A 26397-nucleotide genomic window follows, 5' to 3' on the forward strand; every position below is an offset into this window, starting at 1 on the left:
CGACCGTGTTCAATTGGGTTCGGTGGAAGGGAAGAATCGTTGGCGACCAAGAAGATTGTCATTGTCGGGGCCGGGCCCGGCGGGCTGGCCAGTGCCATGCAATTGGCCAAAGCGGGTTGTGATGTGACCGTCCTGGAACGGCGGGATCGCGTCGGCGGGCGGACATCGGCGATTCATCAAGACGGCTTTCGGTTCGATTGTGGGCCGACGTTCTTTCTGTACCCTCGGGTGCTGACGGAAATCTTTGCATCCTGTGGCTACGACCTCATGGATGAATGTCCGATGCAGCGGTTGGACATCCAGTATCGGCTGACGTTCGGCGGCGGCGGCGTGCTGGATTGTTCCGCCGACATGGACGAAATGGATCGCCAAATCGCCCAGATTTCCCCCGGCGATGTGGGTGCCCTCCGGCGATACATCGACGACAACCGGGTCAAGCTGGAACGCTTTCGGCCGATTTTGGAATCACCGTTTTCGTCACCAATGGATCTGCTGCGTCCGTCCGTTCTGGCGGCCGCGCTTTATGTGAACCCGCAACGTTCGTTGGGACGCGAACTGCAACGGTACTTCCAAGATCCACGGCTGGTCATCGCATTTGCGTTCCAGTCCAAGTACTTGGGAATGTCTCCGTTCAATTGCCCCAGCTTGTTCAGCATCCTGTCCTTCTTGGAATACGAACACGGCGTCTATCATCCGATGGGCGGATGCAGTCGTGTCAGCGAAGTGATGGGGGATTTGGCCCGGTCGATGGGCGTAAAGATTCACTTGGACCAGGAGGTCCGTTCGGTGGAACTGCAAGGTCGACGGTTAAAGGCTTTGCACACCGATGATGAACGCTATGAAGCCGACAGCTTTGTGATCAACGCCGACTTCGCCGACTGGATCAGCAAAAACATTCCCAACGCGATGCGTCGCCGATGGAGCGATCAGCAACTGGCCAAGAAGCGTTATTCGTGCAGCACTTACATGCTGTATCTGGGCATCGATGGTCTGTACGAAGACCTGCCGCACCACAACATCTACATCAGCTCGGATTACGAACAAAACCTTCGCGACATTGAACACGATCATGTTCTCAGCGATGATCCGTCGGTTTACGTCCAGAACGCTTGCGTGACCGATCCATCATTGGCTCCGCACGGCCAAAGCACTTTGTACGTTTTGGTGCCCGTCACTCATGAACACGCCAACGTCGATTGGTCGGTCCACGCCGATCCGCTGCGTGAAAAAACGTTGGATCAGTTGGCCAAGATCGGCCTGACCGACGTGCGAGATCGTATTCGCACCGAACACCGAATCACGCCGGTGGACTGGAAGAAAGACTACGCGATCTATCGCGGCGCCACATTCAACTTGGCTCACAACTTGGGACAAATGCTGCACCGTCGTCCGCAAAATCGATTTGAGGAATTGGACGGTGTGTATTTGGTTGGCGGCGGAACGCATCCCGGCAGCGGTTTGCCGGTGATCTACGAATCCAGTCGCATCACGTCGCGGTTGCTGTTGTCCGACTTGGGGATCAGCACGGACTTCATCGATGCATCGGCCACCGGCATCACGGCAAAAAAGCCTGCCGTCGCGGCGATGGTACCGGCGTGAACGTCGTGATCAACACGATGCCACGCAGTTGACGTGGCATCAGGCAAGCTTAGGCCGCTTCGTTAAACAGCCCGCCACCGCGACCGCGTTCGGTCGTGTCCGGTTTGCCGATTTTGTGTCCGTATGTGTCGCCGCCGGTCGATCCGCTCAGCAGACGGATCAATTCCTGGCCCAGATTGGCCAGGTGGTACTGGCAAACGAACAGGGCAACCGAACGTTCTCGCGTGACTTCGATTTGACGGCCGACTTCGTCCAGACGTTTGGCCAGGCGTGCATCATCGATGCGACGCGTCGACATCAGTCTCGCTCGCAAGGTCGTTCCGCTGCCCACCGCGTCATCGGCTGCCAGCAGTTCCTCGCGTTCGGCCAGCATGTTTTGCAGGTTTTGCACCTGTGCAGACAATGCGTCCTGTGAAGCCTTCAGCTCCTCACTTTTGACGTTGACCGTGCCGACACGTGTCTCGTCCAAAATCAGGTCGATCGATTCGTTGATTTCAGCTAGACGTTCGGCGTAGTCGGCAACACGTTGTTGCCATGTGGGGTTTGTCATGATTGTCGCTGCAAGTTGAACAGTTCGAACATTGGATCGCTGATCGTCGACGCTGACGATTCGGTCAGATCTTCGACGATGTATTGGTCCATTTGGTTTTGAAATACTTCTTCGGCCCGACCACCATGCATGTACGCCGGTTTGCCCGCCGTTTGACGCATGGCCTTTAACATCGAACCGAACATGGTTTGCCCGACGAAGTCTTGGAAAGCTTCACGCAGTGGCTCTGACTCGCCGGCCGATTTGGTTGCCGCATCCAAGGATGAATCGCTTTCCAGATTGGGACGCCGCGGTGCGGCAGCCAAGTGGGAACCGAATGAATTCTGGCTGGGCAGGACGTTCATCGAAACACTTTTGGAAACGAAGCACTTGGGTGGGACAATCGGTCAGCGCGATGAGGCAACCGGATTGCAAATCAATCACTACTGAAAAACGACTTCGCCGTACAAGTCACCTTTGGCCTTTAGTGTCTTGATAATCGCAATCAGATCTTCGGTGGAAACATCCAACGCGTTGAGCGCGTCGGCCAGGTCTTTCAATTTGGCGTTGGTTTCCGGCGAAGCGTCTTGACCGATTTCCACGAATTCAGGTCCGCCGGCTTCGATTCGCAAATTGCGATGGGTCACCAGGACCGGCGCAATTTCCACGTCTTTGCCGATAACCACGATGCCATCGGATTCATTGATCACGACGCGGTTGGATTTGGACTGTAGATGGATGGTGGTGTCCAGCAACAGGGAGATGAAACGCACGGGACTAGCGCGATCCAGTTCCGGAATTTCAACTTCGATGTGCAGCTGATCGATCGCGCGGGCGGTCGAAAGGTTGCTGCTGAGTCGTGCCGATCCGGGGGTTAGGTTGGATCCGTTTGCCAATCCACCCCGCGATGCCGTAGCGGAATCGCCTGCGATGATCGCCATGTAATTGTTGATTTCGTCTTCGACCCGTTGGGCAGTGATGAAGTCGGCAAAGTCCTGATCCAGAATCAATGTGATCCGCCCGTCGGTATGGAAGTTCGCCTTGATGGTGGATTCCATCTTGGCACCGCCTTCGACGGTCGCCACGGTCGCCGGCCCGTCAGGCGACACTCGCAATTGGCCCTGTGCCAGGGCATACACATTCCGGTCATCGGTTCGCGGCCCCAGCATGGGCGTGGTCAACAGCCGACCGCCTTCCAGGCTTTTGGCGCTGATGGCACTGACCGATACGTCCAGCAAATCACCTTGCTGGGCACCCACGGCGGGGACGACCGCAGTCACAACGACCATCGCCACGTTCTTGGCATCGGCAACATCGTCCAGGTTCAATTGCCCCGTCGTGTCACTGGAAACGGGACCACCCATCAATTGCATGGCTCGAGCCAAGGCGCGCGAGGTTGTCGCAGCGTCACCGTCACCGGTACCCCGCAATCCGACCACCAGCCCCAGGCCTTGCAGCGTGTTCGTTTCCTGGCCGCGGACACGACAGATATCGCCCAAACGCATTCCGGCGGCGTCGCACCGGTATTCCACGGCATTGAACACCAGCGACAAAAACACCGCGATGCACCGGAGCAAAGCGGTTGGGTTGAATTGTGCTCGAGCGATCGCGTGATCGGTCGATCGATTCGGATCGGGCGACGGCACTTGGACGTCCTTGTCAGTGGGGTTGGTCTTCATCCAATTCGCGTCCGTGCGATCAGAAAGGCTGGAGTCGGTCGAACCACCGTGTGAACCAACCTCGTTTGTATCCGTCCCGCAATTGTCCTTGATCTTGCTTGTCGATTTCCAGATCGATCAGGTCGCGGCTAAGCACCACGTTGTCGGGGCCCACGTCTTGGGCGCGGCAAATTCCGGATAGGGCGGTTTCCCAAAGGTTGTCGTTGACCCGAAACTTTTTGCGGGCTTCCAAGACCAGATTTCCGTTGGGCCGAATGTCGACGATGCGAGCGGCAATGTTGAAGGTTAGGGCTTCGCTGGTATCGACGTCGGATTCCGCACGGTACTGGTTGTTCGTATTTCCCGCGACGCTGGGGTCGCCGTTGGGCTGCTCGTCGGGTTGCAACCGGCCCTGGGTCAAACGAATCCAATCGCTCAGCACGGCGCTGTATTGGGTGATTTTGCGGCTCTCGGCGCTTCCCTCGGCCAGGACCCGAGCGATTTCGTCGACCCGGATGGTGACGATGTCGTGGATTTGGAAAACGCGTCGTGGCAATGGCGGCGTGTATGTCCAACTGACAGCAGCCAATCCCGGATGTGGCGGCGGGGTTTGACCGTAGGGCGCAGAGATCACCGGTGCATCAGATCCGTGTGGGCCGACCACTTGGCTGTTGGACCCTTGTGACGATCCGTTGACATCATCGCCGTGAAAAAGTGAAGTCGACTGGGCCAACCCCATTGATGGCGCCGCCAGCAGGACGCTTAACACCAGTGCCAGGATCCGTAACCCGCGGTGACCGATGATCGAAGGTGCGTTTGTGTTCATTGAATTTTGCATTAGCGCACTCTGGGGGACCGAGTCACGATTTCGGCAAGGCCGGACGCAGCGACGCGGGCGACCATTCGGCGTCTCGGTTCGGTCGTCTCGACTTCGATCAACTGTGACAAATGACCATCGTCCAGCGCTTTGGCCATCGTGGTGACGCGGACTCCGCCACCGACGACTCGCAATTCGATTTGATCACCGCGATGGATCAGCACCGGCGGCGCCACTGCCGACACCGAAAGCGGCGCGTCTTGTCGTGCCAAGCCGACGATCTCTTTCCCGATGAAGTCGTCGACGTCGGAACTGTAGTCGTCGCGTTGTTGGTCTTCCGGGACGGGAACCCAGGTTAGATCTTCCACGCGAATTCGATGGCCGCGACGAAGTGGCATCTTTGGAGCAACGAACATGGGATGCGGCTTCAACTGAAGCACGACCTGCGCGTCGATGGGGCCATCCACTCCACGCCCGGTCACCATGATCGCACGTCGGATCGGTGTCGATTGCTCGACAGGTTCTTGGGGCGGCAAGACGGCTTCGCGGAAACTGGTGTGCATGATTCCGCCGGCCGATTGAAGTTGCGTGAATCCGGCCAGGTTTTCCGATGACGACGCCAACTGAACGTCATAGTGCTTCATCAGCTCGGGGTTTTGTCGCTGAACCGACATCCGGATCCAAGATTCCAGTCGCGATACGACGTGTGGCGAAGGCGGATCCGCCACAGGCATGGCGGCGGGTACCGACGTGTTGCCCGACGGTCGAACAGCGGATTCGGTTGATGTTGGTGAAGTCGAAAGCGTCGGGCTCGATTCGTTTGGTGCGGACACCTTTTGCACGGAAGATCGCCTCGGTGCGGGACGGTCACCCAATCGTTGCAGCGGAGACGGTCCGGCAAGGCTTTGCCGTGGCGGATGCTGTTTTCGCAACGAGACTTCGATCATGTCCGGGCCGATCCATTCGATCGGTTGTTCGGTGCCCTCGGATCTTGCGACCGCCTGCGCCAAACGGTCGCGTTCGATCCTTGCACGGCCCTGGCCGACGGGAATGAGACCAATGATGCCGCCCCGAAGCCGCGTCCAGACGTCCGTGGGGACTCCGATCGGTTCGGCAACGTCGCCCAATCGGATGACGGTCGTTTCCAGATTCGTGCGACCAACACAGCGGAAACGCCAAAGCGATTTGACGGGTTCATCGTTCAGTGCCGATGTCGACGGTGCTGATGGAGGTTCCTGTGCGAAGCAATCGATCGACGAAGGATTCCAGTACCATCCAACCAGCAGCGCAGCAAACAACGTCGATCGAGCGATCGACGTGCGTTGACAACGGTTTGCGGCGTCCGCCTGGTTCACGGTGTTCCTTTGCGAAGGGTTGAGTGGGGGGCTGATTCGGCGTCTGAGTATGGATGCCGGATCGCGACCCGCTAACGATCAAACGGGTTAGAACCGACGCAGGTTGGAGATGTTCTGCATCACTTGGTCGCCGGCTTGAACTGCTTGGCTGTTCATCTCGAACGCGCGTTGCGTGGTGATCAGATCGATCAGTTCCTGGACGGGTTCGACGTTGGATGCTTCCAAGTTGCCCTGTCGCAGCAATCCCAATCCGTCGACTCCCGGATTACTGACCTGTTCAGGTCCCGACGCGTCCGTCGCTTCGTACATATTTTCGCCAACCTTTAGCAATCCATCGGGGTTGATGAATTGGGACATTTGAATTTGCCCCTGGACGGCCAGTTCGGTCACGCCCGGTTGTCGAACCATGACTTCGCCATTGGTATTGATCACGATCTTCGTGGCGTCCGGCGGGATGTTGACCGGCGGATCCAACAGGCGACCGGTTTGAGCCGAACCGATCACCAGGTTTCCGTCGGCATTGATGTCCAGGTTGCCCGCCCGTGTGTACATCGGCTGTTGGCTGGACGGATCAAGCACACGCAAGAATCCGTCGCCTTGGATTGCGATGTCCAATTCACGACCGGTTTGTTGCAGCGTGCCCTGGCGATGATCGGTCTGGGTGCTGGTCACGCGAACGCCCAAGCCGACTTGTGTTCCCACGGCTGTTGGCGTTTGTGTGGCGTCACGAACCCCCGGATAAACTTCCGTTCGGTACAGCAAGTCTTCGAAATTGGCGCGGTCTTTCTTGAAGCCGGTCGTGTTAACGTTGGCCAAGTTGTTGGCGATCACGTCCAACTTGGTTTCCATCGCTTCCATGCCGGTCGCGGCGGTGTACAGCGTTTGAACACTCATGTTTGGTTTTCCGTTGACGCGGCAGATTGACGAAGTGAATTACGAACGGGTTCGTGGCGGCAAGGCCACGACTACTGCAGCAGACGACCGACGAGTGACCCCATCAGGTTGTCTTGGTTTTTGATCATTTGGACGTTGGCTTCGTAGACGCGGCTGGTCTCGATCAATTCCATCATGGCGGTGGTGGGCCGGACGGATGATTTTTCCAGCGAACCCGCTACTACGTCGCGTTCTTGCGGGGACACAAGGTCAAACGACTTGGTCGGCTTGAACAGGTTGCCGCCCAGATGCTCCAAATCACCCAGCTGTTTGGGTTTGGCCAGCATCAGCGACCAACGATTGTTGCCCTGGATCAGTGTCCCCTGAGGACCCACATCGAACGGTCGATCGGACTGTAATTGGATCGGGCTGCCGTCGGACGCAAGCACTTGGTGTCCGTTTTGGGTGACCAAGTAGCCGCGGGAATCCAGCACGAATTCGCCGGCACGCGTCATCATTTGTTCTTCGCCATGTTGGATGACAAAGAAGGCTTCGCGGTCGTGGATCGCAAAGTCGGTTTTTCGGCCGGTGACCTGGATCGGTCCGACATCAAAGGCCGTTTGCGTGGGCTGGATTGTGACTCCGCCGCCCAAATCGTCGGCCCCACTCAAGCCTTCGCTGACTTCGCCACGCTCGATCAATTCCGCGAATCGGGCCTGAAGGATGGTTTCTTGAGGCTTAAAGCCGGGCGTTTCCACGTTGGCCAAATTGTGGCTCAGCGTGCGCAGACGCTGATCCTGGGCATGCGCGCCGGCGGCAGAGAGGTAAAGGCCGTAGGGCATGAGAAACTAAGTGGCTTCGAACTTGGCGTGTGACCGAATCACCAGGGGCGATTCACCGGTTTGGAATCAAATCAACCAGCGCGTCACGTCGGACTTGAGCAAATCTTCACCGCAGGTAAGAAATTTTCGATTCCCCTGGCAAGGGCGAATCAGTGTTGGACGAGTGTTTGCAAGTTCTTCGGAGAGATGCGAAAACACACGAAACGTTCGTGTCGGCGCGGTTTCGGTGCCAACGGCAGCGTTTGGCGGCTCTTCGACGGGCTCTCGCGCCCCGAATCGTCGTGAAACTGGCCTAAAGAGATGGCCTGGTTTGGTCACATTCGAACCAAGGCGACGCTTGGAGTTTGCGTCGGCAACCGTCGTGTCGTGAAATCACGCAGAAGGCGTTTCACAGAACCGGCGGTGACGTGCTGGGGCAATCGATCGCTGACCAGACTTTGACGCATGAAACGACAACCGCTGGCAAAAGTGCACTGAGCCCACACGACGGAAGGAACAAACGAGAGGCGATGACGATGCTATCCGCAGCAACTCGAATCACGATCGCTCGGATAACGGCACCGCTGTTCTTCTGGTTGTCGCTGGCGTTTTTGGTCGGACAAGCTTGCTTGGTCGTGCTGTGGGTGGACGTGCCCAACTTGCGCGAATCTGCCTTGGTCGCTTTGGAAGAAGTCGATCCGGAACAGGAATTGAATCTTGCCGACATCGGTCAAGCACGCGCGATCGGCTTGGGATTGGATCCGCAGACGCAAAGGGAAGAACTTGCAACGCAGCATCGCGTCGTGACGTTGCTGTTGTTGATCTGGCCGTTGATCATCGCCGAGTCGGCGTTCCACTGGCTGACTCGTTCCTGGTCGCGGGCGAACCGCTGGTTTCATTTTTACGGCTTCCTTTTCTGCTTGTGTCCGTCATTGCGTTTGTGCGCACGCAGCGTCGAAATGGATCGCCGATTGTGGTTGCCGGGCCTTGGGTGGCGACGCAGCGACAAGCGACTGCGTCGACGACTGGAACGCACCTTCAGCTTGCCGATGATTGCGATCGCATTGTTGATCTTGCCCGTGCTGGCGATCGAATTCTTTTTCAAAACCCAAGTCGTGCAGCACGAATGGTTGCGTTTCGCTCTGCATGTATCGACCGGCGTGATCTGGTTTGCTTTCGCGCTGGAGTTCATTCTGATGGTCAGCGTGGCGGAGAAGAAGTTCGATTACATCCGCACCAACTGGATCGACTTGGCGATCATCTTGCTGCCGTTGCTTTCGTTTCTTCGTTCGCTTTCGCTGGTCCGCAGCACCAAGGTGGCGAAGTTGTTGCGGGTGTCCAAGTTGACTCGTTTGGCCAGCATGTATCGCATGCGTGCCACAGCGGTCAAAGCCCTGCGGGCATTGATTTTGTGGGATGTCTTGGAGCGACTGTTGCGGCCGGATCCGGAAAAGCAACTTCAAAAGCTGAAAGAGGATCTGAATCAGCGTGAGCTGGAAATTCGCATTTTGAAACGAGAGATCTATCGGGCGGAACGCAAGCTTCGACGCGACGTTGGTGATAGCGAGCCGGTAATGACCGGGGCCGACATCGCGGTTGCCTCGGATACGACTCTGGCTTCCGACGAAGTGTGACGTTTTGACTCACTGCTGGACTGTTGTTGATTGTCGACATTCGTGTGGCCATGGGGACCATCTTGGTTCAAGTTGTCACCGGCGAATGGAATGGTCATGCGGATTCAACGAGGTTTGGTCGCTGCGCGAAAACGGTTTCGATTATCTGCGTTGACGGTCGCCGCACTGTGCTGCCTTGGCGTATCGTGCCCGTCAGCAAAAGCGCAGCCGGGCGCTGGTGATCTGATTCGAACCGGAAATCTGGTCCAAGACCTCAGCGGCTATCGCTGGAAGCTGAAGCGAATGCATCCGGGTCAGGGTGTGGTTCAGGGGCTGCACGAATTGCCACCCGCTGATATCGAAACCCACGTGTGGATTTCTGGCCGCGTTCCCGGGGACGTCTATACCGACCTTTGGAAAGCCGGCGTTTTGGAAGATCCCTACTGGGGACGCAATAGCACCAAGGCGCAATGGGTCATGTTGGATGAGTGGTGGTATTCGCTGCAATTCGATGTCGGCGAAACACTGAAAGACAAAGTCGTGCGACTGGAATTCGACGGGGTGGATTATGCATGTGACGTCTGGCTGAACGGGAACAAGCTTGGCCGTCACGAAGGGATGTTCAGCCCGTTTGCATTTGACGTCACGGACTTCGTCAACAGCGGCCCTCGATGGGACAAGGGCCGAAATATCCTGATGGTCAAGCTGGATCCACCACCGCAGGTCAATCACAAGGTGGCAGGGTTGAAGACGCCTTGGTTTGGTGACTATTGGCGTGATCTGGTGCCTTTCGGGATTTGGCGTCCGGTTCGGTTGGTGGCGTCAGGCAAAGTGCGGATCGACGACGTCTACGTGAAGCCCGTGGTGCGCGATGATGGTACAGCGGTGGTTAAATTCGAAGTCACCCTTGAGAACCACGCGGACCAGGCGATGGAAATCAAGATGCCCATCGCCATCGAAGGGAAAAACTTCTCATCCGAACCCGTGGCGACTGAAGTACAGACCCGAGTGGAGCCTGGTAAGCAAGTGGTGACGGCGGAGGTCGATGTCGCCGATCCGCAACTTTGGTGGCCTTGGGATCTGGGCAAACCCAATCTGTACAACGCAACGATCGAAGTGCGCCTTGGAGATGTCGTCCATCACCAACAAACCGAGACCTTTGGAATTCGCCAAATCAAAATGGAATGGAATCCGGGTTTTGGTCCGGATGAGGTTAGCTTTCCTCGCACGGTGATGCTCAACGGCAAGCGGCATTTCATTCGTTCGGCATGTTGGGGCGGGCCGCCGGACATCTTTGTGGGGCGAACGTCGCCGGATGAATACAAGACGCTGATCGATTTAGCCAAAGCGGCCAACATGAACAACATCCGGATCTTTGGGTGGCATCCGCCTGAGATTCCTGAGTTCTATCAGTACTGCGATGAAGCGGGCCTGACCGTCTGGCAGGACGTCATTCCCCTGGGGACGGCGAATATTTCTCAGGAGCCATCGTTCGTTGAGCGGATCTACCGCGAAGCCGTGACAGTCATCAAAGAACGCCGCAATCATCCGTGTTTGATTTTGATCGAAGGTGGTGAGGAGGCCTTTCTGCGAGCCGCTGATCCGGTGTTTACGAAAGGATTCCTTGAAGAACTTGGTCGACGTTTACAACAGCACGTCGATTTGCCCTACGTGCCAGATTCCCCGCTGACCTGTGCGATCGCGCAAAGCGTCGGTTACAAGCCGAAAGAGGCGGTGCACGCGTTGGCCTATTTCTATTCGATGGGCCGATGGCTGATGGAGGACTGGTACCGATCGCTGGACTTCCCCATCGTTCCCGAGTTGGCGATCACATCGGTTCCGTCGGTTGAAAGCCTGAAGCGGTTCATTCCGCCGGATGAGCTTTGGCCTCCCGGGCCGAGTTGGGGACATCACTGGGCCGATTTGGACCGTCTGCGGATGCAGAACTTCGATTGCTTCGGCGACGAGCGAACCGGATCGTTGGAAGAATTTGTCAACGCAACGCAGGACGCACAGGGCACGATCTTTCAATTGGCCGTTGAGCATTTTCGTCGGGCCAAACCTAGATGCAGCGGAGTCTCGCTGTGTCACTTCATTACGTATTGGCCGGACATGAAATGGGGGATCGTTGATGCGTATCAAGAACCCAAACGTTCGTACGAGTATGTCAAACGGGCGTACCAACCGTTGCTGGTCAGTCTGGATTTTGAACGACGGCGATGGAAACCCGGCGAGTCATTGGATGCCAAGGTTTGGTTGATCAATGACACCTATCAATCGCATCAGGATTGTGTGGTTCGGTTGAACATCAAAAATTCCGATGGAGCGGAGTTGGCGGTCAATGAATTTGATGTCGCTTCGGTGGACGAAGACAGTTCGCTCGCGATCGGCGAACTGAAGTGGCAGGTCGATGCGACGGTCGAGGACTCGTTTAACGTGTCGCTGTCTTTGCTGGATGCTGACGGAGCTGTGCTTTCCAGCAATCAATACCAGTTGCTAATCGGCGATCAGGAACAGGCACGTCTGCGGATGGCGGCGATGGGTAAAACAAGATCCCAAGCGAACCTAAAGTACACCTACGGCAACTACTACCGCTTCTTCCCGTCGATGATCGGCGAAGGGGATGCATCCTCGGACTCTGCCGATGGCGTTCCTCGCGCCGGAGCGTTTTCAAAGGATCAGCCATAGATGGTCGGGGCGATCTAAGTTTGTCGCTGCGACTGATGGTTGGAGCGGGTACGACAGTCTGGCAACGAAAAAACGCCCCCGAGAAGCATGCTTCTCGAGAGCGTTGATCGGTTCAGTCTGTTCGGAGACGAGTTCTTAGTTTCTCAAGATCTCAGCAATCCCGAAGGTGAAGAACGTTCCAATACCGGCGTTGATGATTTCTTCTTCGCACTTGTACTGCAGCAGCACCACGTCACCTGGCTGGATCAGCACCCGAGCGGCCGGATTGTTGGTCGCTTCGGAAATATCAACCTCGATGGCGACTTGCTGGTTGCACGGCAGTTTGCGAAGGATGTAGACGCGTCCCGGCGGCACACCAGCGACCGGCGAACGGCCAAGACTGATTCCGCCACCGCTGTTTTGAGCCGTACCACCGACTCCGGCACCGGCCAGAGCCAAGGCCCCAAGCACGTCCAAGTCATAGTCACGAGGCAGCGGGAATTCACCACCCGGCAACAAACCACCGGTGTAGAAGACTTCCGTTTCACGCGATTCGATGTACACGATATCGCCATCATTCAGCGTGATGTCCTCGTCGCTGATGTCGGGGAATTCACCCGGACGGACACGTAGCGGCACCCTCAAGATCGACGGGTCTTCTGGTAATTCCGGCGGACAGTAGCACGGGTCTCGCTGCAAACATTCTTGCTGTGCATAGAACTGTTTGACGAACTCGCGATACTTCTCTTGGTTCGCACGATTGGCCCGCAGCACCTTGACCTGGTTCTTGGCGTTCAAGCCAGGCAGACCGCCGGTTTCGACCAAAGCGTGCAGGATGTCGTTCTCGTACGCATTCAGCTTGACCATCGAACCGCTACCGCTGCGGTCGCTGCCGCCACGGATGAACTGCGACGCGACGTCTTGCGACTGAAGGCCTCTGCTCGTGCGACCGTCACCCAAGCCGTCTTCACGGATGACGATGATGTTGTAGGTCCGCTTTTGGATCAGCGTCACGATCGGCCGAGCCTTTTCCTCGATCAAGATTTCTTCATCGATGTAGGCATCGCGGATCTTGTCACGCACCTGTTCCAGGGTCAGCCCTGCGACGTCCAACGGCTCGATCAACGGCAGCGCCAGCGTTCCATCGTCTTGGATAGCGATCGGGTATCCGATCGATGGCGGCAGCGTGTTGTCGGCTTCTGGGAAGTTCACCGGCGGCGGTTCCGGCGGCTCGTTGGGCGGGTTGAAAGGCAGAACGCCTTCGATGTAAACGCCCAAAATGTCGCCACCGTCCAGCAAGTATTCACGCGGTGGTTCCAGCGACAGCAAAGAGATGTCGACCGGGACCAAGTCGTTTTTAGGCTCCGGGAAAAATTCCGGAGGCAGTCGATTCGCGGGCACCCCGTTGATCGGTTGAGTCAACGTGCTGCAGCCGGTGATTGCCGTCACGGCGACGCCGGCGGCAAGCGCGGTTGCGGCGGTTCGCAGCGTCCTGATGCAGCGATGGATCCGCCGGCCGGCTGAAAGTGTCTTAGTCATCCTTGAACTCTCTTGCTAAGGCCTATCAGCTCACTCGAAGGTGAACGGAATCGACTCGAACGTGTTCGTGTCTTCCGCGTCGTCAGACGCTGGAGACTGCGGTTTGCCAAAGATGTCGTCGATAACGGCATCAATTTCTTCTTGACTGGGTTCGTCCAACCGATAGGCGTCGGCTTGGATTGGCGTCGCACCGACCTGATCGCTCAAATTCAGTGAAACGGCCGGCGGCTGGGCTTGCGTCGGTGCTACGTCCGCCTCCAACGGCGCCACGTCGACCGGTTGATCGTCAGCTTCGACGATGGCGGGAATTTGCACCGCGTTTTCAACCGGCTCTCCGATGGCACGGTCGACGACCGTGCCTTTCCCGGCCAGGTTTCCGTTCTTGTCGTAGAAGTCGCCGTTTTGGCTGATATAGCCTCCCGGCACTGGGATCATTTCTGCGACGGAAGGTTTCGCCGGCTCCGGTTTCGCCTCTGCGATCGTATTGATCGTTCCGGGCGTGGATGTCTGCCGCGTCGGTAAGTTGGTCATTTGGATACTGGCGTAGTGGCCAATACCGTCCTGTTCGGCCGCTTTGACGCCGATCGGGTAACCTTGGAACCATGAGTTCACCGCGGCGTGACCGTTGGCCGATTGGTACCGCCATCCCCAGTATTCACGGGGTGCGACGGTCGGCGTGCATCCGGTCCCGCCCTTGGCGACGTCTTTGTAGGCGTCCATGAATCCGCGTTTGATATCACGCAGATTGCGATGGTTGCCGAAGCATTTCTTCTCACGTTGCCAAGCTCGGGCGGCCATGACTCGATGATGATGGGACATCATGAAGTCATTCAGGCAGCCTTCGTCACACAGTGACTGCGTGGCCGTGTTGAACATGGTGCAGCCGGTCGATGCGACCAAAGCCAGACCCAGACAACCGCTGGCAAGCAGTCGGAAACGTCGACGACGCGACGAATCCGGCTTGTCGGACCGGGAGCTGCTTGTTGATGAAGTGTCGCTATGGGTAACAGATTCCGCTGACGCGGTCGTTACCGTCATTTTGCGAATCGCCATTGGGCCCCCCTTGGCTGCTGGCGGCATTCGATGTGTCTTTACGCAAGGGACCTGACGGAACGACAGGACCCCCTCCTGGGATACAAATCGTCGTTACCGTCGTTGCGGATTAGCCAAAAGTGACGGAAACGCGGGCTGGACCGTTGAGAATGCTCTGCACTGTCGCGACAGACATCGGGAATGTCGGGATCCGACGCCTCAAGACAGGCCGGTGGTGGGGGCCGATAGCAGTCTTTTGTGTGCTGGGGCTGTGTACGAAATTCCACTTTTCTTCAGGTTTCGCCAGTGTGTCGCGTTGGCGACGCAATGAGCCGTATCGATTGGGCGGATTGCACAAGTCAGTCAAAAACTAGCGTTTCCCGCGTGAAATCTAAAGGAATTTGATCGATGCACGGGTTCGTTTGGTGGAGGGGACTTTTATACTGATGGTCGATCGCCGGTTTCGAATGGCTGATGGAATTGGGCAAAGCTTTCGGACACCGACGATCAGACGCCTGCTCAACATGCTACTCCCACTCTGATTTCATCACGGCGGAACACACTATGCAGTGGATGATTGCGATTTCGTTCATCCTTTCCCTCGCTTGTTCGCTGTTATTGGTTCGAATTGTCCGGGCATTTGCGCGGACGGTTGGGTTGGTGGACCGTCCCGATGCCGAGCGAAAAGTGCACGAAAAGCCGGTCGCTTTGGCCGGCGGTGTCGCTGTCTATCTGGCGGTGGCGATCACTTTTGCGTTGTCTCTAATTCTGGACCGAACCCTGGGCTACCACTCGCTGGGGACGATCCAGATGCGTTGGTACGTACTTTTCGGGGCGGCACTGGCCATCATGGCTGTCGGGCTGATCGACGATGCTTGGTCGCTCCGAGGACGGCAGAAGCTGCTGCTGCAGATCGTGATCATCGGGTTGATGATCGGGGCGGGAACTCAGATCCACCAGATCGGATTGTTTGGGTACGAAATCAAGCTGGGAGCCTTCAGCATTCCCGTCACCATGCTTTGGTTGCTGTTGGCGGTCAACGCACTGAATCTGATTGACGGTGCGGACGGGATGGCCAGTACGGTCGGAATGATTATCGCCGTTGGTCTAGGTATTTTAGGGTTCGTCGGGGCTTCGTCGCTCTCCGGTGTGGTCGGTTTTGCACTCGCGGGCGCCTTGCTCGGCTTCCTGGTTTACAACAAACCCCCCGCCAGTATTTACCTTGGCGATGCCGGCAGCATGATGATCGGCCTGTTCGTGGGAACCTTGGCGATCTGGTCCAGCTTGAAGGAATCCACCGTTCTGGCTTCGGCACCGTTGGCGATTCTTGCGATCCCGCTGTTTGATTCCTCAGCCGCCATTGTGCGGCGTCGGTTGACGGGCCGCAGCATCTACGCGACCGATCGTGGTCATATGCACCACCTGCTGCAATTGAAATATGGGCCACACGGGCTTTTGATCGTGGTTGGTCTGGCCTGTCTGGTCACGACCGTGGTCGCGGTATTGGGCGAGGTTTACAGCGAACCGTGGTGGGCGATGCTTGGCGTCATTTTGGTGATCGCGGTACTGATCCAAACACGTTCATTTGGACACAGCGAAGCCCGGTTGATCTTTAATCGCGCGGCACACTTCATCGAATCGTTTTTCATGCATCCCGAACGTTGTGAGCAGTCCAAGCAGCATCGTCGATTGCAACTCCAGGGGGATGCGCCTTGGGAACTGGTCTGGGAACCGTTGGTCGAGTTCGCGAAGAAGCACGATCTGGCCAAGATGAAGGTCAATATTTCCATGCCTTGGCTTCACGAGAGTTATCACGCAACTTGGCAAAGTGTGCGTCTTCCCGAGCGTGCCCAGCAGATGGTGATGGAAGTGCCGTTGTTCGCAGAACGTCAGAACGGCGACGAAATGGTCGACATTTCAGTTGGCAAATTGGAGCTGGTCGCGTTGGGCAAGAGCACCGCGATTTACCAAAACCTGGAAGATTTCCTAACTAAATTGGACGAAAGCAAAGGTCCGATCACCAAGATTATGTTGGACTTGGAACGCCGCCAGCTGAAGGGCAAAGGTACAATGGTCGCTCCGGTCAGCCGTCCGGAAACCGAGACTTCCGAGACCGTGGCTTCCAAAGCCGGCGAAACTGCTGAACAGCCACAAGTGGATTCGGCATCTCACGCGGTTTCGTCTTCCTAGCACTTGCTCGTGGAGAGGTAACGGACCGAGGTTTTGGTGAAAGATGGACGGTGCCATGAACCGTCGGTCAGTTGACGTATTCCTCTTCGTTTTCGCCACTGGGACGAGAGATTTCGCCGGTATCTTCGAGGTGCCGTACGATGTCGACGATTTTCTGCTGGACGGATTCCACTTCGCTGACGCGGACGCTTCCCAGGAATCCCATCTCGTCTTTCAGGTTTTCGGCGGCACGTGAACTCATGTTCTTCATGACTTTTTCCTGAAGCGTTTCGCTGGCCCCCTTCAAAGCCATCGCCCACTGAGCGGTTTCGACGTTTTTCAGCAAGGCCTGAATATCGCGATCGCCCAACTTGGCGATGTCTTCGAAAACGAACATCAGCCGGCGAATGTCATCGGAGAGTTCTGGTTCGTCGCGACCCAGGGATTCCATGATCATCCGTTCGACGGAGCGTTCGCAAACGTTCAGGATTTCGGCGACGCTTTCCACGCCCCCAGCGGACGTGTGGCTTTGATTCACCATGCTGGATAGGCGTTGTTCGAGGCCGTATTCCAGCTCCTCGATGGCATCGGGACTGGTGCGGCCGATGGAAGCCACCCGGCGAATCACATCCAGTTGCTTCTCGGAATCCAGGCCACCCAAGACTTCCGCGGCGTATGACGCGGGCACGTGACTTAACAGCAACGCGATGGTTTGCGGATGTTCTTCGCCGATGAATTGCATCAGCGTCTGCGAATCCACCTTTTTGACGAACGCAAAAGGCATCGATTCGATCGTTTGCTGCAAATTGCCGATCAGTTCCGATGCGTCGCGTCCCAATGCCTCCTTGATCAGTTCCTTTGCTCGCTCCAAGCCGCCCGGGCTGGCGTAAATCGAACTGGCTTTGCTGGTCAGAAATTCCGCGATCACGATTTCTTGGTCATCGCCACCGACGGATTCGGTTTGCGCGATGCGAATGCTGATCTGTTCGATCAATCGCGGCGGCAACTGCTGCATGATCCGAGCAGCAGTCTTGGTCGGCAAGCTCATCAACAAGATGGCCGCTTTGCGAAGCCCGTCGTTATCGGTATTGACCGTCTGCACCGTGAGGAATCCCTTCGCGTTCGCGTCAGCCCGGTCTGGCCCGATTGACGCTGTTTCGATTGAAGCTGCTTCGCCATCCTGGCGTCTTTCGGCTTATCGACGTTTTGGGGATCGATCCGGCGATAACGCGACGCATTTGCCGGATTCGACGGAGCTAGAGCCTGTAGTGGTGACTTGAACCATACCGGCAAGGCAAACAGTGACGGTTGTCACTGAATCTGAGCTGAAACCGTCTACTGGGAGGCAGACGGTCGTTTCCAAGGCAGACGACAGACGCCCCACTGGCCCTGGTTCTCATCCACGGCGACTTCGATCCACGACAAGTGGTCGCCAAATTTGTCGAACGTTTGATCGATCACCCGCCGACCGATGTACTCAGCCAACTCTTCGGCCGTGGTGTTGGTCACAGGTAAATGGACACAGTCCTCATTTGGAAAAACCCAGCGGCGGTCTCGAAATGTCGCCGTGGTTTCCTTTTCATCCTTCGTCACTCGAATCTGGGCGTGCCGGTCGGGTAACAAGACGTGATGGTCCAGGCTTCCCGTTTCCGCAAGAACGGCATCACGCAACGCGATAAAGTCGACGACGTAGCGGTTTTCGTCCAAAGGACCTTCGACCGACACGCGGACGCCGTAATTGTGGCCGTGGATCCTTTCGCAAATGTCGCCGGCGAAGGTGATGAAATGCGCCGCCGAAAAAACAAATTGTTCTTTGCTGACGTCGACTCGGAACACAGGTTGTTCGGTGGAGTGTGTCACGCTGATCTTTCGGATTGCAATGGAGTGGGACACAGAAGGACAAACAGTGCTGCCGCCAGAAGGTCGGCGGTGGTACCCGGATTCAAACGGTTCCCATCTGATCTTAGACGTTCGTCCAATGTCCGGATCGAAGACGGGGATTCACAGTCGGTTTCGCGGAACCACTGCCGGACATTCAACGCGATTTCCGTCCCGCATTTGCGGCCGATCAGCGAGTCGGTGTTTTCTTGCAGCCATCGATGTTGCGCCAAGCAGATTCCTTGGATCGTGTCACCCGTTTCATCGATGCAATGCTTCAATAGCGGTGTCATTTGGTGAAGCAGTCCATCGAATCCGTTGACGTACTCCCGGGCGATCCCATCACGTTTCGAAGCCAGACGCATCGCGGCCATCAGATCATCATGATTTGCTCGGTCGTCGTGGACGTCCATTTCCAAGTCGTCTGATTCGTCACTCGGGTTCATCCCGCCGGCCATTGCATGGGCGATTGCACGAAAGACCGCCCTGCTCTGTCGGACGCTGATCGACGACAGCACATTCGTGACCGACTGAAAACGCGACCATGGCGATTGGTTGCCCACCGATGCCAGAAAATTGGTTCGCATGACCGCTTCCGCCAACGGGGCGATCAACAAAGCAATTCCCAGATTCACATTCGTGCCGGTTACCCGCCGTGTCTGCACCACAGTGGATTCGATTCGTTGGCCCCAACCCAGATCAGTGCGAGTCAGCTGGACCGCGGCGATTTCTGCTGCCTGGGCAAAGTGTGCGAACGAAAGGTCATCAAATACGCGGCCCGGATGCACGTTGCCTGGTTTCGGAGCGGTCGCCTCAAGAACGCAGGCCCAGCGGACGGCATCGCCCACCGTGTGAATCATCGGCGCGAAAGCATTCAGAGGGCTGTTGTCATTCACGTCGATTGCAGAAATTCGTCGATCGCATTCAGAGTTTCGTTCGGTGCGTCTTCCAGCACATAGTGCCCCGCATCCTCGATCGGCACCACAGTGGCGTTGGGCCAGTGCCCTTGGAAACGCTCCAGGCATTCGGGTCGAAAACACCAATCCTGCATGCCCCAGATCAACAAGATTGGAAGACCGGAAAGCGACGGCAGCTCCGATTCAAGCTTTTGTAACACCGGAAACGTCCGGTGCGACCGATGCATCGGAATGTCTTGGACAAAGGCGTCGATCGCGACACGATTCGCCCAGCTGTCATAGGGGGCGATCATGCCGCGGCGGACGTCCGGCGGCAGCGGTTGCCGCGAAACCGTCATCGTCTGCGCGGCTCGAGCGAACGCGTTGAACCCACGCACGCCCAGCGGCCCGACCAACGGCCAGCGACAGGCGGCGATCCGCAGGGGCAAATAGGGCGGCGGGAAAGCGCCCGTATTCAGCAACACAATCCTCTTGAATCGGTCGCGACGTTCACACAACGCAGCCAAGCCGATCGCACCGCCCCAATCGTGGGCCAGCAACGTTGTCTGGCTCAAGTCCAGCTGGTCGATCAACCGGACCAAATTGTCGCGGTGTGATGCCAGGCAATAGTCAAATTCAGACTTTGCCGGTTTGTCACTGCGTCCACAGCCCAGGTGATCCACCGCCACAACGCGACGGGCAGAGCTGAACCGCTGGACGACGCGACGAAAATAGAAACTCCAGGTCGGATTCCCGTGGACGCACAGGATGGGACCGGAATCGGACGGAATCGAATCCGACTGATCGGACGGTGTATGCGACGTCGGGCCTTCGTCCAGATACCGCATTGTCCAGGTTGATCCGGACAGGCCGTCGACCCTCAAAGATTTTGATTCGTATGCCAGCAGGTCCTGGGCGATCATGTCCATTTCACTCGTTTCGGATCGCGATTTGCTACCGCTGGTGGAATCCGTGTTGTTGTGTCAATCTGACACGACGAAAGTCGATTCGGAAACCCCAGGATTGAAGTGGCCGAAGATCTGTACGAAACCCTTGGCGTCGGTCGAACCGCCGACAAGGACGAAATTCAAAAAGCGTACCGCAAGCTCGCGCGGAAATATCATCCCGACGTCAACAAAGACAGTGACGCGGCACGGGAGAAGTTTAAACGCGTCCAGGAAGCTTACGAGGTTCTCAGCGACGAAGAAAAACGCGCCGCTTACGATCGGTACGGCGCCGACTTTGAAAAAATCCGCACCGGCGGTTGGCAACCGGGGGCCGGCGGAGCTTCGTTTGACGGGCTGGATTTGGAACAGATTTTCGGCGGCGCCGGCGCGGCAAAGGCGGGAGGCAATCCGTTCGAAGGCGGCTTCACGGATTTCTTCGAGCAACTGATGGGTGGTGGTGCAGGCCCGGCGCGAGGTCGTCCGGGGCGTGGCCGGACCGCTGCTGCACCGCCGCGACGCGGATCCAATCTGCGGCACGAGCTGGAAATACCTTTTTCGATGGCCGTCACGGGCGGAAAGACGGAGTTCTATCTGCACCGCGGTGGCAAGCAAGAAAAGTTGTCGGTCACCATTCCCGCCGGCGTCGAAACGGGGTCAAAGATTCGCCTGAGACAGCAAGGCCACGCTTCGACCAGTGGAGGTGATCCCGGCGATTTGATTTTGCTGATCAAGGTGTCGCCGCACCCACATTTCAAGCGGAACGGCCAGAACCTGGAACTGCGATTGCCCGTCTCGATTGGCGAAGCGGTCTTGGGCGGCAAAGTCGACGTGCCCACGCCGCAAGGTACGGTCACACTGTCAATCCCGCCGGGAACTAGCAGCGGAAAACGGCTGCGGATCAAAGGACGCGGGGTTGCCAAAGCTGGTGCGAACCCGGGCGACCTGTTGGTCGAACTTCAGATTCAGCTACCGGACCAAATCGACGACGAATCCAAGCAGTTGATTGAATCCTTTGCCGAACGAAATCCGCCGCCGGACCGCGACGATTTGCAGTTTTGACGGTGGCGGTCGCTTCGCGTGCCGCTACCGAACCTTGCTGCTACCCAACCGCGCCGCAACCGAACCGCGGCGTGTACGAGCCCCTTTTGTGGTATCGATTTGCTGGAACCTGTCCTTTGAAGCCAACACCAGCCGAACCAGGACTTCCCCAGGACGCCCTGACGTTCCCCAAGTCGCGTCGCGTCCGTCGCCCGCAAGAGTTCACTCGATTGATGCGGACGGGAGTTTGCGTTGCCGACGACGTGTTGGTGATGTTTGCAAGCCCGATTCGGCCCCGGCAGCGTCAATCCCTGGCGGATGCGAAAGCCCAGTTGGGCGTCACCATTCCGAAAAAGGTGGGCAATGCGGTGGTTCGCAATCGATGGAAGCGTTGGATACGAGAATCTTTTCGAACTCAGCCCAGCGAGTTTCACGACGGTTGGCAGTACGTCGTTCGGCCCAAGAAAGGTGCATCGGCAACGTATCAGGCGATTCGGCGATCGCTGCCACGTTTATCGCGACGCGCGGTCAAGCGGTATCGTCAATCCACATCCTGATCCGCGCGTGTTTCACGACAGACACACCCCTAGCAGCCTATCAATGGACGGGTGGCCAACCACTTGCCGTATCGATGACAATGTCGAAACTAACGCAATGGTCCCGATGCCTGCCGCGAACGGTCCAAACAAACCAACCTGGCGACCAACGTCGTCCTTATCCCGCGACCCCCATCACCGACAGAGTGAGTTGAATGGAATTTTCATCGGCTTCTGACATTTTGCCGCCGCAAATGGCCGGCGGATATTCCTATCAGAACTACCAGCGCCAGCGTCAAATGACGTTGGGCGATTTGCTGCTGGAAAACCGCATCCTGTTTTTGCAGGGTGAGATTCATACCGGCAACGCCAACGAACTGGTGATGAAACTGTTGTATTTGCAAAGCGAAAATCGCCGCAAAGACATCCACTTTTACATCAACAGTCCCGGCGGCAGTGTCACCGCCACTCTGGCGATCTACGACACAATGCAAATGCTGTCGTGCCCGGTGGCAACCTACTGTGTCGGCGAAGCCTGCAGCGGTGCATCGGTCGTGCTTTGTGCTGGCACCAAAGGCAAGCGTTTCTGTTTGCCCAACAGCCGCGTGATGCTGCACCAACCGATGGGCGGTGTCGGCGGTCAGGTCAGCGATATCGAGATTCAGGCGGCCGAGATGTTCCGCTATCGCGACGTGCTTAACGGCATCCTGTCGAAGCACACGGGCCAATCGGTCGAACAGATCGCCAAGGATACCGATCGTGATTTCTTCTTGAATGCGGAAGAAGCCAAAAACTATGGGCTGGTTGACGACATTCTGACGCGTCCGCCCAACGACAACGATGAAGACAGCGACGACGAGTGATTCGCCACTGCGGTGTTTTGCGGTTCGAACGGAATCGCAGTCAACCGAACTTGTCGTTTCATTGCATTAACCAGCCATCCAATCAAATAAGAACGAATCACGATGCCGATCATTCCTTACGTTATTGAAAGCAACGGTCGCGAAGAACGCACCTACGATATCTACAGCCGGTTGTTGAAAGACCGGATCATCTTCCTGGGACAACAAGTCGACGACCAGATCAGCAATGCCCTGGTGGCTCAGATGCTGTTCCTGCAGTCGGACAACCCCAAGGAAGACATCCATCTTTACATCAACAGTCCCGGCGGCAGCATCACCGCGGGCATGGCCATCTACGACACGATGCAGTTTGTCAGCTGTGACGTCGCCACCTATTGCATCGGCCAAGCCGCTTCGATGGGGGCCGTTTTGCTGACCGCCGGTGCCAAGGGAAAGCGACATGCGTTACCCAATGCCCGGATCATGATCCACCAACCGTTGGCCGGAATGCAGGGGACCGCACGCGAAGTCGAGATTCACGTCGAAGAATTGCGTCGGATCAAGCAACGCATGAACGAAATCATGATCGAACACACCGGCCACTCGCTGGAAAAGATCGAGGAAGACACCGATCGGGACCGTTTCATGTCGGCGGCCGAAGCGTCCGAGTATGGCTTGATCGACAAGGTGGTTCAGCGGATCGATCAAACGTCGTGATGCGTCCTTCGTCGGGCACCTCGTCACCGCCATTGGTGGGTTAAGTGTTGGTGCCGCGTACACGCCCCCTTCGTCTAGCGGCCCAGGACGCTGGGTTTATTCGGCCCGGAAACGCTCGTTCGAATCGGGCAGGGGGTATTTCCCATGCGAAAAGGCCGGCCGGCAAAGCAATCCTGCTTCACCGGCCGGCCTTCGTCGTTGTTATCTTCCGTTGTTGTCGTCTCCGGCAATGGACGATCGCCTTCGTTTGATTGCCGGCGATGATCGGCCTGCCTTGGCCTACAGATAGCGTTCCCGAGGATCGGTCAGTCCATCGGCCAAACGGCGAAGTGCATCAGTTTCGATTTGGCGTACCCGCTCGCGAGTCAATCCCAACGTCTCGCCAATCTCCTTCAGCGTTTTCGGCTCATCGCCGACCAAGCCGAACCGCAGTTTCAAGACCATCGCTTCGCGTTCTTCCAGATCGTCCAGCAATTCCATGGCGTGACGCAGGATGTCGTGGTCCAGCATCTCCTCGTCGGGAGCCTTCAAACGCTCGTCCATGACCATTTCGCCCAGCGACCAACCGGAATCGGTTTGATCGCTTTGAGGCGTGCTGTTGTTGATCTTGATCGCCTTGCGAATGATCGGCAGCTTCTTCTTGGGTAACCCCAGCACGCGGGCCACTTCTTCGTTGGTCGGCGTACGGCCCAGTTCTTCGCTCAGCCTTGCCGTCGCCCTTCGCCACTTGCTCAGCAATTCAACCATGTATGCCGGGATGCGAATCGTTTTCGCACTGTTGATCAATGCTCTCTTGATCGACTGTTTGATCCAGTAGCTGGCATAGGTGCTGAATCTTGTTCCGACACTGGGATCGAATCCTTCGACCGCCCGCAGCAGACCCAGGTTGCCTTCTTCGATCAAGTCTTGCAGCCCCAGGCCCTTGCCCGTGTAGCCGCGAGCGATGTTGACGACCAAACGCAGGTTGGCACGCACCATTCGGTCACGCGCCATGACGTCGCCCTGAGCGATTTGCTCGGCCAAGTCCAGTTCGTCTTGAGCCGACAGCAACGCGGTTTCATTGATCTCGCGAAGATACGTTTCCAGAGGCGATTGGGCGGCCGAATCGCGTCGAGTCTTCCGTCGTTCGCGACGGACGGCCGGAGTGCCGGTCACCGCCATCGTTTCGTCGGTTGAGCTATTGTCTCCACGCGAATCGTCAGTCCAGGAATCGGTTTGCAACATGAATCGGGTACCACGTAAGGCGGCCAGGTCGTTCACGTTGATGGACGCGACGCCGCGTGGGCCGGATGACGCGTCAAAAGCGACGTCATACGACCGACACGGCGGCGGTGAATCGGTTCCGTTGGGAGTGTGGGTCGGTGACCGGTTCGGGGTGCCGTGCGACACGTGTGAACGACCCGACCTCAGGGAGGCGATCGGGTCTGGAAACTAACATCGACCACCAAGACGAAGAAAAAGCACCCATTGCGAAGAATTTCGGTCTGTGACGATCGCACCGATCACGCGATCCGTTCCGTCATCGTCGGCAAACATCAGCCGTCTTCGGCCAACAGCATCTCCAGCGTTGACCGCATGTCCTTTTCCCCCTCGTTGCCCTGCCAGTTCATTTCGCCATACCAAGACCGTCGCAGAAAGCCGTCTTTGTCAATCAAATAGACTGATGGCCAGATCCGATTTCCCCAAGCGTTCCAATTGGAAGATTCCAAATCCAAAAGAATCGGGTATCGGATGCCTTCGCGTTTTGCCGCCGACGCTACTTTGTCGCCATCTCGTTCGGCGGAGGTTTCAGGACGCTGGATACCCAACACCACCAGATCATCGTCCGCATAATCGGAATACCAGGCGGTGTAGTGCGGCAGATTGCGAATGCAGTTGATGCACTGAAAAGCGTAAAAGTGAACAACCACCACTTTGCCTCGCAGGTCGGCCAGTCGGACCGGTTCGCCCTGGATCCATGTCACGCCGGCATCTTGAATCTCGGGTGCAAAGGGAAGTTTGCGACGGACTTGTGAGAAATCGAATGCAGGGCCGGTCAACGAACCCAGCCGCCCACGCTGGGTGTCGGTCAGAGCGCCGACCACCGTTTCGCGTTCGGTCTGCTGTAACTTGGCGACTTGTCGGGCCGCTTCGCCGGCCTCCAATTCTTGCTTCTTTAACTTGGCAGCGATCCGCCGGCTCTCCGATTCGGTTTTGGCAAAAGCATCGGCGAAACGCTGGATCTGCGACGATGTCAGTTCCAGACCCTCGCGGACATCGTCCAACAAGACCATCCGCGTTCCCAGTGCCTGTCGCCGCAACTGCATCAGGCGATCAAACTGAGACGAATTCAAAATCGACTTCAATTCGCGTTGAAGCTTTGCCGTCAAATCCGCGACCGTCTTCTGATACGGCTCCGGCTTGGTGTTTCCGGTGGTCATCAGGTTCAGCTGCGGGAACCACTGTGCGTCGATGCCTTTGACCACACCAAATAGGCTGCGTTTCTGGTCGCTGGTTAACTCCAGGTCCTTGTGCACGGCATCATCGCGAATCATTTGCAACAGCACGGGTGGCAAGTCGGCCGTTGTCGGCTCGGACGCTTCCGCATTCACCAGCGGCACCGATGTTATGAAAACCAGGACGCAATGGGTCAGTGCCGAAGTCAGGATGGAAGACCGCATGGTGAGCATCACCCGGGTTGGTAGATAAGGGAGACCAAGTCGGCGACCGGCGGCTGCGGACCAGGTAGAAAAGTCAGGCAACAATCGCTGAGTCGTCACCCCAAAACGCAGCGTTCCCCACCAAAATAGCGGATCAGCTTGGCAGACCGCCGGATGCCGGTGATCCGCGACGTCCCGTTTTCTGGCGACTGTCCGTCTTCATCAAATTCAC

23 protein-coding genes and 1 tRNA gene are annotated in these 26397 nt (G+C 57.0%); 9 read left to right on the forward strand and 15 right to left on the reverse strand.

Annotated features, from left to right (window positions below; translation table 11 throughout):
• Positions 1–39: 39 nt before the first annotated feature.
• Complete coding sequence (locus HFP54_RS03890) at positions 40–1599, forward strand: phytoene desaturase (RefSeq protein WP_146412707.1); 1560 nt, start codon at positions 40–42, stop codon at positions 1597–1599.
• A 49-nt stretch (positions 1600–1648) separates the two neighbouring features.
• Here HFP54_RS03890 and HFP54_RS03895 read toward each other — a convergent pair whose 3' ends face one another.
• The 7 genes from HFP54_RS03895 to HFP54_RS03925 form a co-directional block, all read right to left on the reverse strand.
• Positions 1649–2149, reverse strand: a complete 501-nt coding sequence (locus tag HFP54_RS03895) for a hypothetical protein (RefSeq protein WP_168564094.1) — start codon at positions 2147–2149, stop codon at positions 1649–1651.
• Positions 2146–2493 carry a rod-binding protein gene (locus tag HFP54_RS03900; RefSeq protein ID WP_168564095.1) on the reverse strand — a complete coding sequence of 116 codons (348 nt, stop codon included), beginning with the start codon at positions 2491–2493 and terminating at the stop codon, positions 2146–2148. Before HFP54_RS03900 ends, HFP54_RS03895 begins: the two co-directional genes overlap by 4 nt.
• Before the next feature lie 78 nt (positions 2494–2571).
• Positions 2572–3633, reverse strand: coding sequence for a flagellar basal body P-ring protein FlgI (locus HFP54_RS03905; protein WP_390656521.1), 1062 nt, complete (start codon positions 3631–3633; stop codon positions 2572–2574).
• Between the two features lie 193 nt (positions 3634–3826).
• Positions 3827–4612: a flagellar basal body L-ring protein FlgH gene (locus HFP54_RS03910; RefSeq protein ID WP_235951223.1), complete on the reverse strand. Its 786-nt coding sequence runs from the start codon at positions 4610–4612 to the stop codon at positions 3827–3829.
• 11 nt (positions 4613–4623) lie between these two features.
• Positions 4624–5958, reverse strand: coding sequence for a flagellar basal body P-ring formation chaperone FlgA (gene flgA / locus HFP54_RS26095; RefSeq protein WP_206035971.1), 1335 nt, complete (start codon positions 5956–5958; stop codon positions 4624–4626).
• Between the two features lie 87 nt (positions 5959–6045).
• Positions 6046–6852, reverse strand: a complete 807-nt coding sequence (gene flgG / locus HFP54_RS03920) for a flagellar basal-body rod protein FlgG (protein ID WP_146412726.1) — start codon at positions 6850–6852, stop codon at positions 6046–6048.
• 71 nt (positions 6853–6923) lie between these two features.
• A complete protein-coding gene (locus tag HFP54_RS03925; protein ID WP_168564099.1) occupies positions 6924–7673 on the reverse strand; it encodes a flagellar hook-basal body protein in 750 nt (249 codons plus the stop codon).
• Between the two features lie 515 nt (positions 7674–8188).
• On the opposite strand from HFP54_RS03925, the gene HFP54_RS03930 reads away from it, so the two are divergent.
• Together HFP54_RS03930 and HFP54_RS03935 are read left to right on the forward strand one after the other, a co-directional pair.
• Positions 8189–9286, forward strand: a complete 1098-nt coding sequence (locus tag HFP54_RS03930; protein WP_168564100.1) for a potassium channel protein — start codon at positions 8189–8191, stop codon at positions 9284–9286.
• Positions 9287–9382: 96 nt separating this feature from the next.
• Positions 9383–11953, forward strand: a complete 2571-nt coding sequence (locus HFP54_RS03935) for a glycoside hydrolase family 2 protein (RefSeq protein ID WP_168564101.1) — start codon at positions 9383–9385, stop codon at positions 11951–11953.
• A 135-nt stretch (positions 11954–12088) separates the two neighbouring features.
• Here HFP54_RS03935 and HFP54_RS03940 read toward each other — a convergent pair whose 3' ends face one another.
• Both HFP54_RS03940 and HFP54_RS03945 read right to left on the reverse strand, forming a co-directional pair.
• A complete protein-coding gene (locus HFP54_RS03940) occupies positions 12089–13471 on the reverse strand; it encodes a polysaccharide biosynthesis/export family protein (RefSeq protein WP_168564102.1) in 1383 nt (460 codons plus the stop codon).
• A 30-nt stretch (positions 13472–13501) separates the two neighbouring features.
• Positions 13502–14524, reverse strand: coding sequence for a hypothetical protein (locus HFP54_RS03945; RefSeq protein ID WP_168564103.1), 1023 nt, complete (start codon positions 14522–14524; stop codon positions 13502–13504).
• A 543-nt stretch (positions 14525–15067) separates the two neighbouring features.
• Here HFP54_RS03945 and HFP54_RS03950 point away from each other — a divergent pair.
• Positions 15068–16693: a glycosyltransferase family 4 protein gene (locus HFP54_RS03950; RefSeq protein WP_168564104.1), complete on the forward strand. Its 1626-nt coding sequence runs from the start codon at positions 15068–15070 to the stop codon at positions 16691–16693.
• 67 nt (positions 16694–16760) lie between these two features.
• Here HFP54_RS03950 and fliG read toward each other — a convergent pair whose 3' ends face one another.
• The 4 genes from fliG to HFP54_RS03970 form a co-directional block, all read right to left on the reverse strand.
• Positions 16761–17774, reverse strand: coding sequence for a flagellar motor switch protein FliG (gene fliG, locus HFP54_RS03955; protein ID WP_197136516.1), 1014 nt, complete (start codon positions 17772–17774; stop codon positions 16761–16763).
• 233 nt (positions 17775–18007) lie between these two features.
• The gene (locus HFP54_RS03960; RefSeq protein ID WP_146412740.1) at positions 18008–18532 is read right to left on the reverse strand and encodes a 6-pyruvoyl trahydropterin synthase family protein; all 525 of its coding nucleotides are present in this window, start codon (positions 18530–18532) and stop codon (positions 18008–18010) included.
• Positions 18529–19410: a triphosphoribosyl-dephospho-CoA synthase gene (locus tag HFP54_RS03965; protein WP_206035972.1), complete on the reverse strand. Its 882-nt coding sequence runs from the start codon at positions 19408–19410 to the stop codon at positions 18529–18531. Before HFP54_RS03965 ends, HFP54_RS03960 begins: the two co-directional genes overlap by 4 nt.
• 32 nt (positions 19411–19442) lie before the next feature.
• Positions 19443–20375, reverse strand: coding sequence for an alpha/beta fold hydrolase (locus HFP54_RS03970; protein WP_168564106.1), 933 nt, complete (start codon positions 20373–20375; stop codon positions 19443–19445).
• A gap of 99 nt (positions 20376–20474) precedes the next feature.
• Here HFP54_RS03970 and HFP54_RS03975 point away from each other — a divergent pair, with 99 nt between their 5' ends.
• From HFP54_RS03975 to HFP54_RS03995, 5 genes are all read left to right on the forward strand, one after another.
• Complete coding sequence (locus HFP54_RS03975; RefSeq protein ID WP_146412747.1) at positions 20475–21452, forward strand: DnaJ C-terminal domain-containing protein; 978 nt, start codon at positions 20475–20477, stop codon at positions 21450–21452.
• A 116-nt stretch (positions 21453–21568) separates the two neighbouring features.
• Entirely contained in the window at positions 21569–21988 is a 420-nt protein-coding gene (gene rnpA / locus HFP54_RS03980) for a ribonuclease P protein component (protein ID WP_235951224.1), read from the forward strand.
• 194 nt (positions 21989–22182) lie between these two features.
• Positions 22183–22830, forward strand: a complete 648-nt coding sequence (locus tag HFP54_RS03985) for a ClpP family protease (RefSeq protein ID WP_231604582.1) — start codon at positions 22183–22185, stop codon at positions 22828–22830.
• 102 nt (positions 22831–22932) lie between these two features.
• Positions 22933–23526, forward strand: a complete 594-nt coding sequence (gene clpP, locus HFP54_RS03990; RefSeq protein ID WP_145300368.1) for an ATP-dependent Clp endopeptidase proteolytic subunit ClpP — start codon at positions 22933–22935, stop codon at positions 23524–23526.
• Positions 23527–23589: 63 nt separating this feature from the next.
• Positions 23590–23664: transfer RNA gene (locus HFP54_RS03995), tRNA-OTHER, on the forward strand.
• A gap of 141 nt (positions 23665–23805) precedes the next feature.
• Here HFP54_RS03995 and HFP54_RS04000 read toward each other — a convergent pair.
• Both HFP54_RS04000 and HFP54_RS04005 read right to left on the reverse strand, forming a co-directional pair.
• On the reverse strand, positions 23806–24687 hold the full coding sequence (locus HFP54_RS04000; protein WP_197137624.1) for a sigma-70 family RNA polymerase sigma factor: 882 nt from the start codon (positions 24685–24687) through the stop codon (positions 23806–23808).
• Positions 24688–25061: 374 nt separating this feature from the next.
• Positions 25062–26186: a redoxin domain-containing protein gene (locus HFP54_RS04005; protein ID WP_168564107.1), complete on the reverse strand. Its 1125-nt coding sequence runs from the start codon at positions 26184–26186 to the stop codon at positions 25062–25064.
• Between the last annotated feature and the right edge of the window lie 211 nt (positions 26187–26397).

Origin of the sequence: Crateriforma spongiae (assembly GCF_012290005.1) — a bacterium.
GTDB classification, from domain to species: Bacteria; Planctomycetota; Planctomycetia; order Pirellulales; family Pirellulaceae; genus Crateriforma; species Crateriforma spongiae.

Bases quoted from the DNA above. Each gene is read 5' to 3' on its own strand.
- HFP54_RS03895 (WP_168564094.1), bottom strand. From the start codon at position 2,149: ATGACAAACCCCACATGGCAACAACGTGTTGCCGACTACGCCGAACGT.
- HFP54_RS03900 (WP_168564095.1), bottom strand. From the start codon at position 2,493: ATGAACGTCCTGCCCAGCCAGAATTCATTCGGTTCCCACTTGGCTGCC.
- HFP54_RS03905 (WP_390656521.1), bottom strand. From the start codon at position 3,633: ATGCGTTTGGGCGATATCTGTCGTGTCCGCGGCCAGGAAACGAACACG.
- HFP54_RS03910 (WP_235951223.1), bottom strand. From the start codon at position 4,612: ATGAACACAAACGCACCTTCGATCATCGGTCACCGCGGGTTACGGATC.
- flgG (WP_146412726.1), bottom strand. From the start codon at position 6,852: ATGAGTGTTCAAACGCTGTACACCGCCGCGACCGGCATGGAAGCGATG.
- HFP54_RS03925 (WP_168564099.1), bottom strand. From the start codon at position 7,673: ATGCCCTACGGCCTTTACCTCTCTGCCGCCGGCGCGCATGCCCAGGAT.
- HFP54_RS03930 (WP_168564100.1), top strand. From the start codon at position 8,189: ATGCTATCCGCAGCAACTCGAATCACGATCGCTCGGATAACGGCACCG.
- HFP54_RS03935 (WP_168564101.1), top strand. From the start codon at position 9,383: ATGCGGATTCAACGAGGTTTGGTCGCTGCGCGAAAACGGTTTCGATTA.
- HFP54_RS03940 (WP_168564102.1), bottom strand. From the start codon at position 13,471: ATGACTAAGACACTTTCAGCCGGCCGGCGGATCCATCGCTGCATCAGG.
- HFP54_RS03945 (WP_168564103.1), bottom strand. From the start codon at position 14,524: ATGGCGATTCGCAAAATGACGGTAACGACCGCGTCAGCGGAATCTGTT.
- HFP54_RS03950 (WP_168564104.1), top strand. From the start codon at position 15,068: ATGCAGTGGATGATTGCGATTTCGTTCATCCTTTCCCTCGCTTGTTCG.
- HFP54_RS03965 (WP_206035972.1), bottom strand. From the start codon at position 19,410: ATGATTCACACGGTGGGCGATGCCGTCCGCTGGGCCTGCGTTCTTGAG.
- HFP54_RS03970 (WP_168564106.1), bottom strand. From the start codon at position 20,375: ATGGACATGATCGCCCAGGACCTGCTGGCATACGAATCAAAATCTTTG.
- HFP54_RS03985 (WP_231604582.1), top strand. From the start codon at position 22,183: ATGGAATTTTCATCGGCTTCTGACATTTTGCCGCCGCAAATGGCCGGC.
- clpP (WP_145300368.1), top strand. From the start codon at position 22,933: ATGCCGATCATTCCTTACGTTATTGAAAGCAACGGTCGCGAAGAACGC.
- HFP54_RS04000 (WP_197137624.1), bottom strand. From the start codon at position 24,687: ATGGCGGTGACCGGCACTCCGGCCGTCCGTCGCGAACGACGGAAGACT.
- HFP54_RS04005 (WP_168564107.1), bottom strand. From the start codon at position 26,186: ATGCGGTCTTCCATCCTGACTTCGGCACTGACCCATTGCGTCCTGGTT.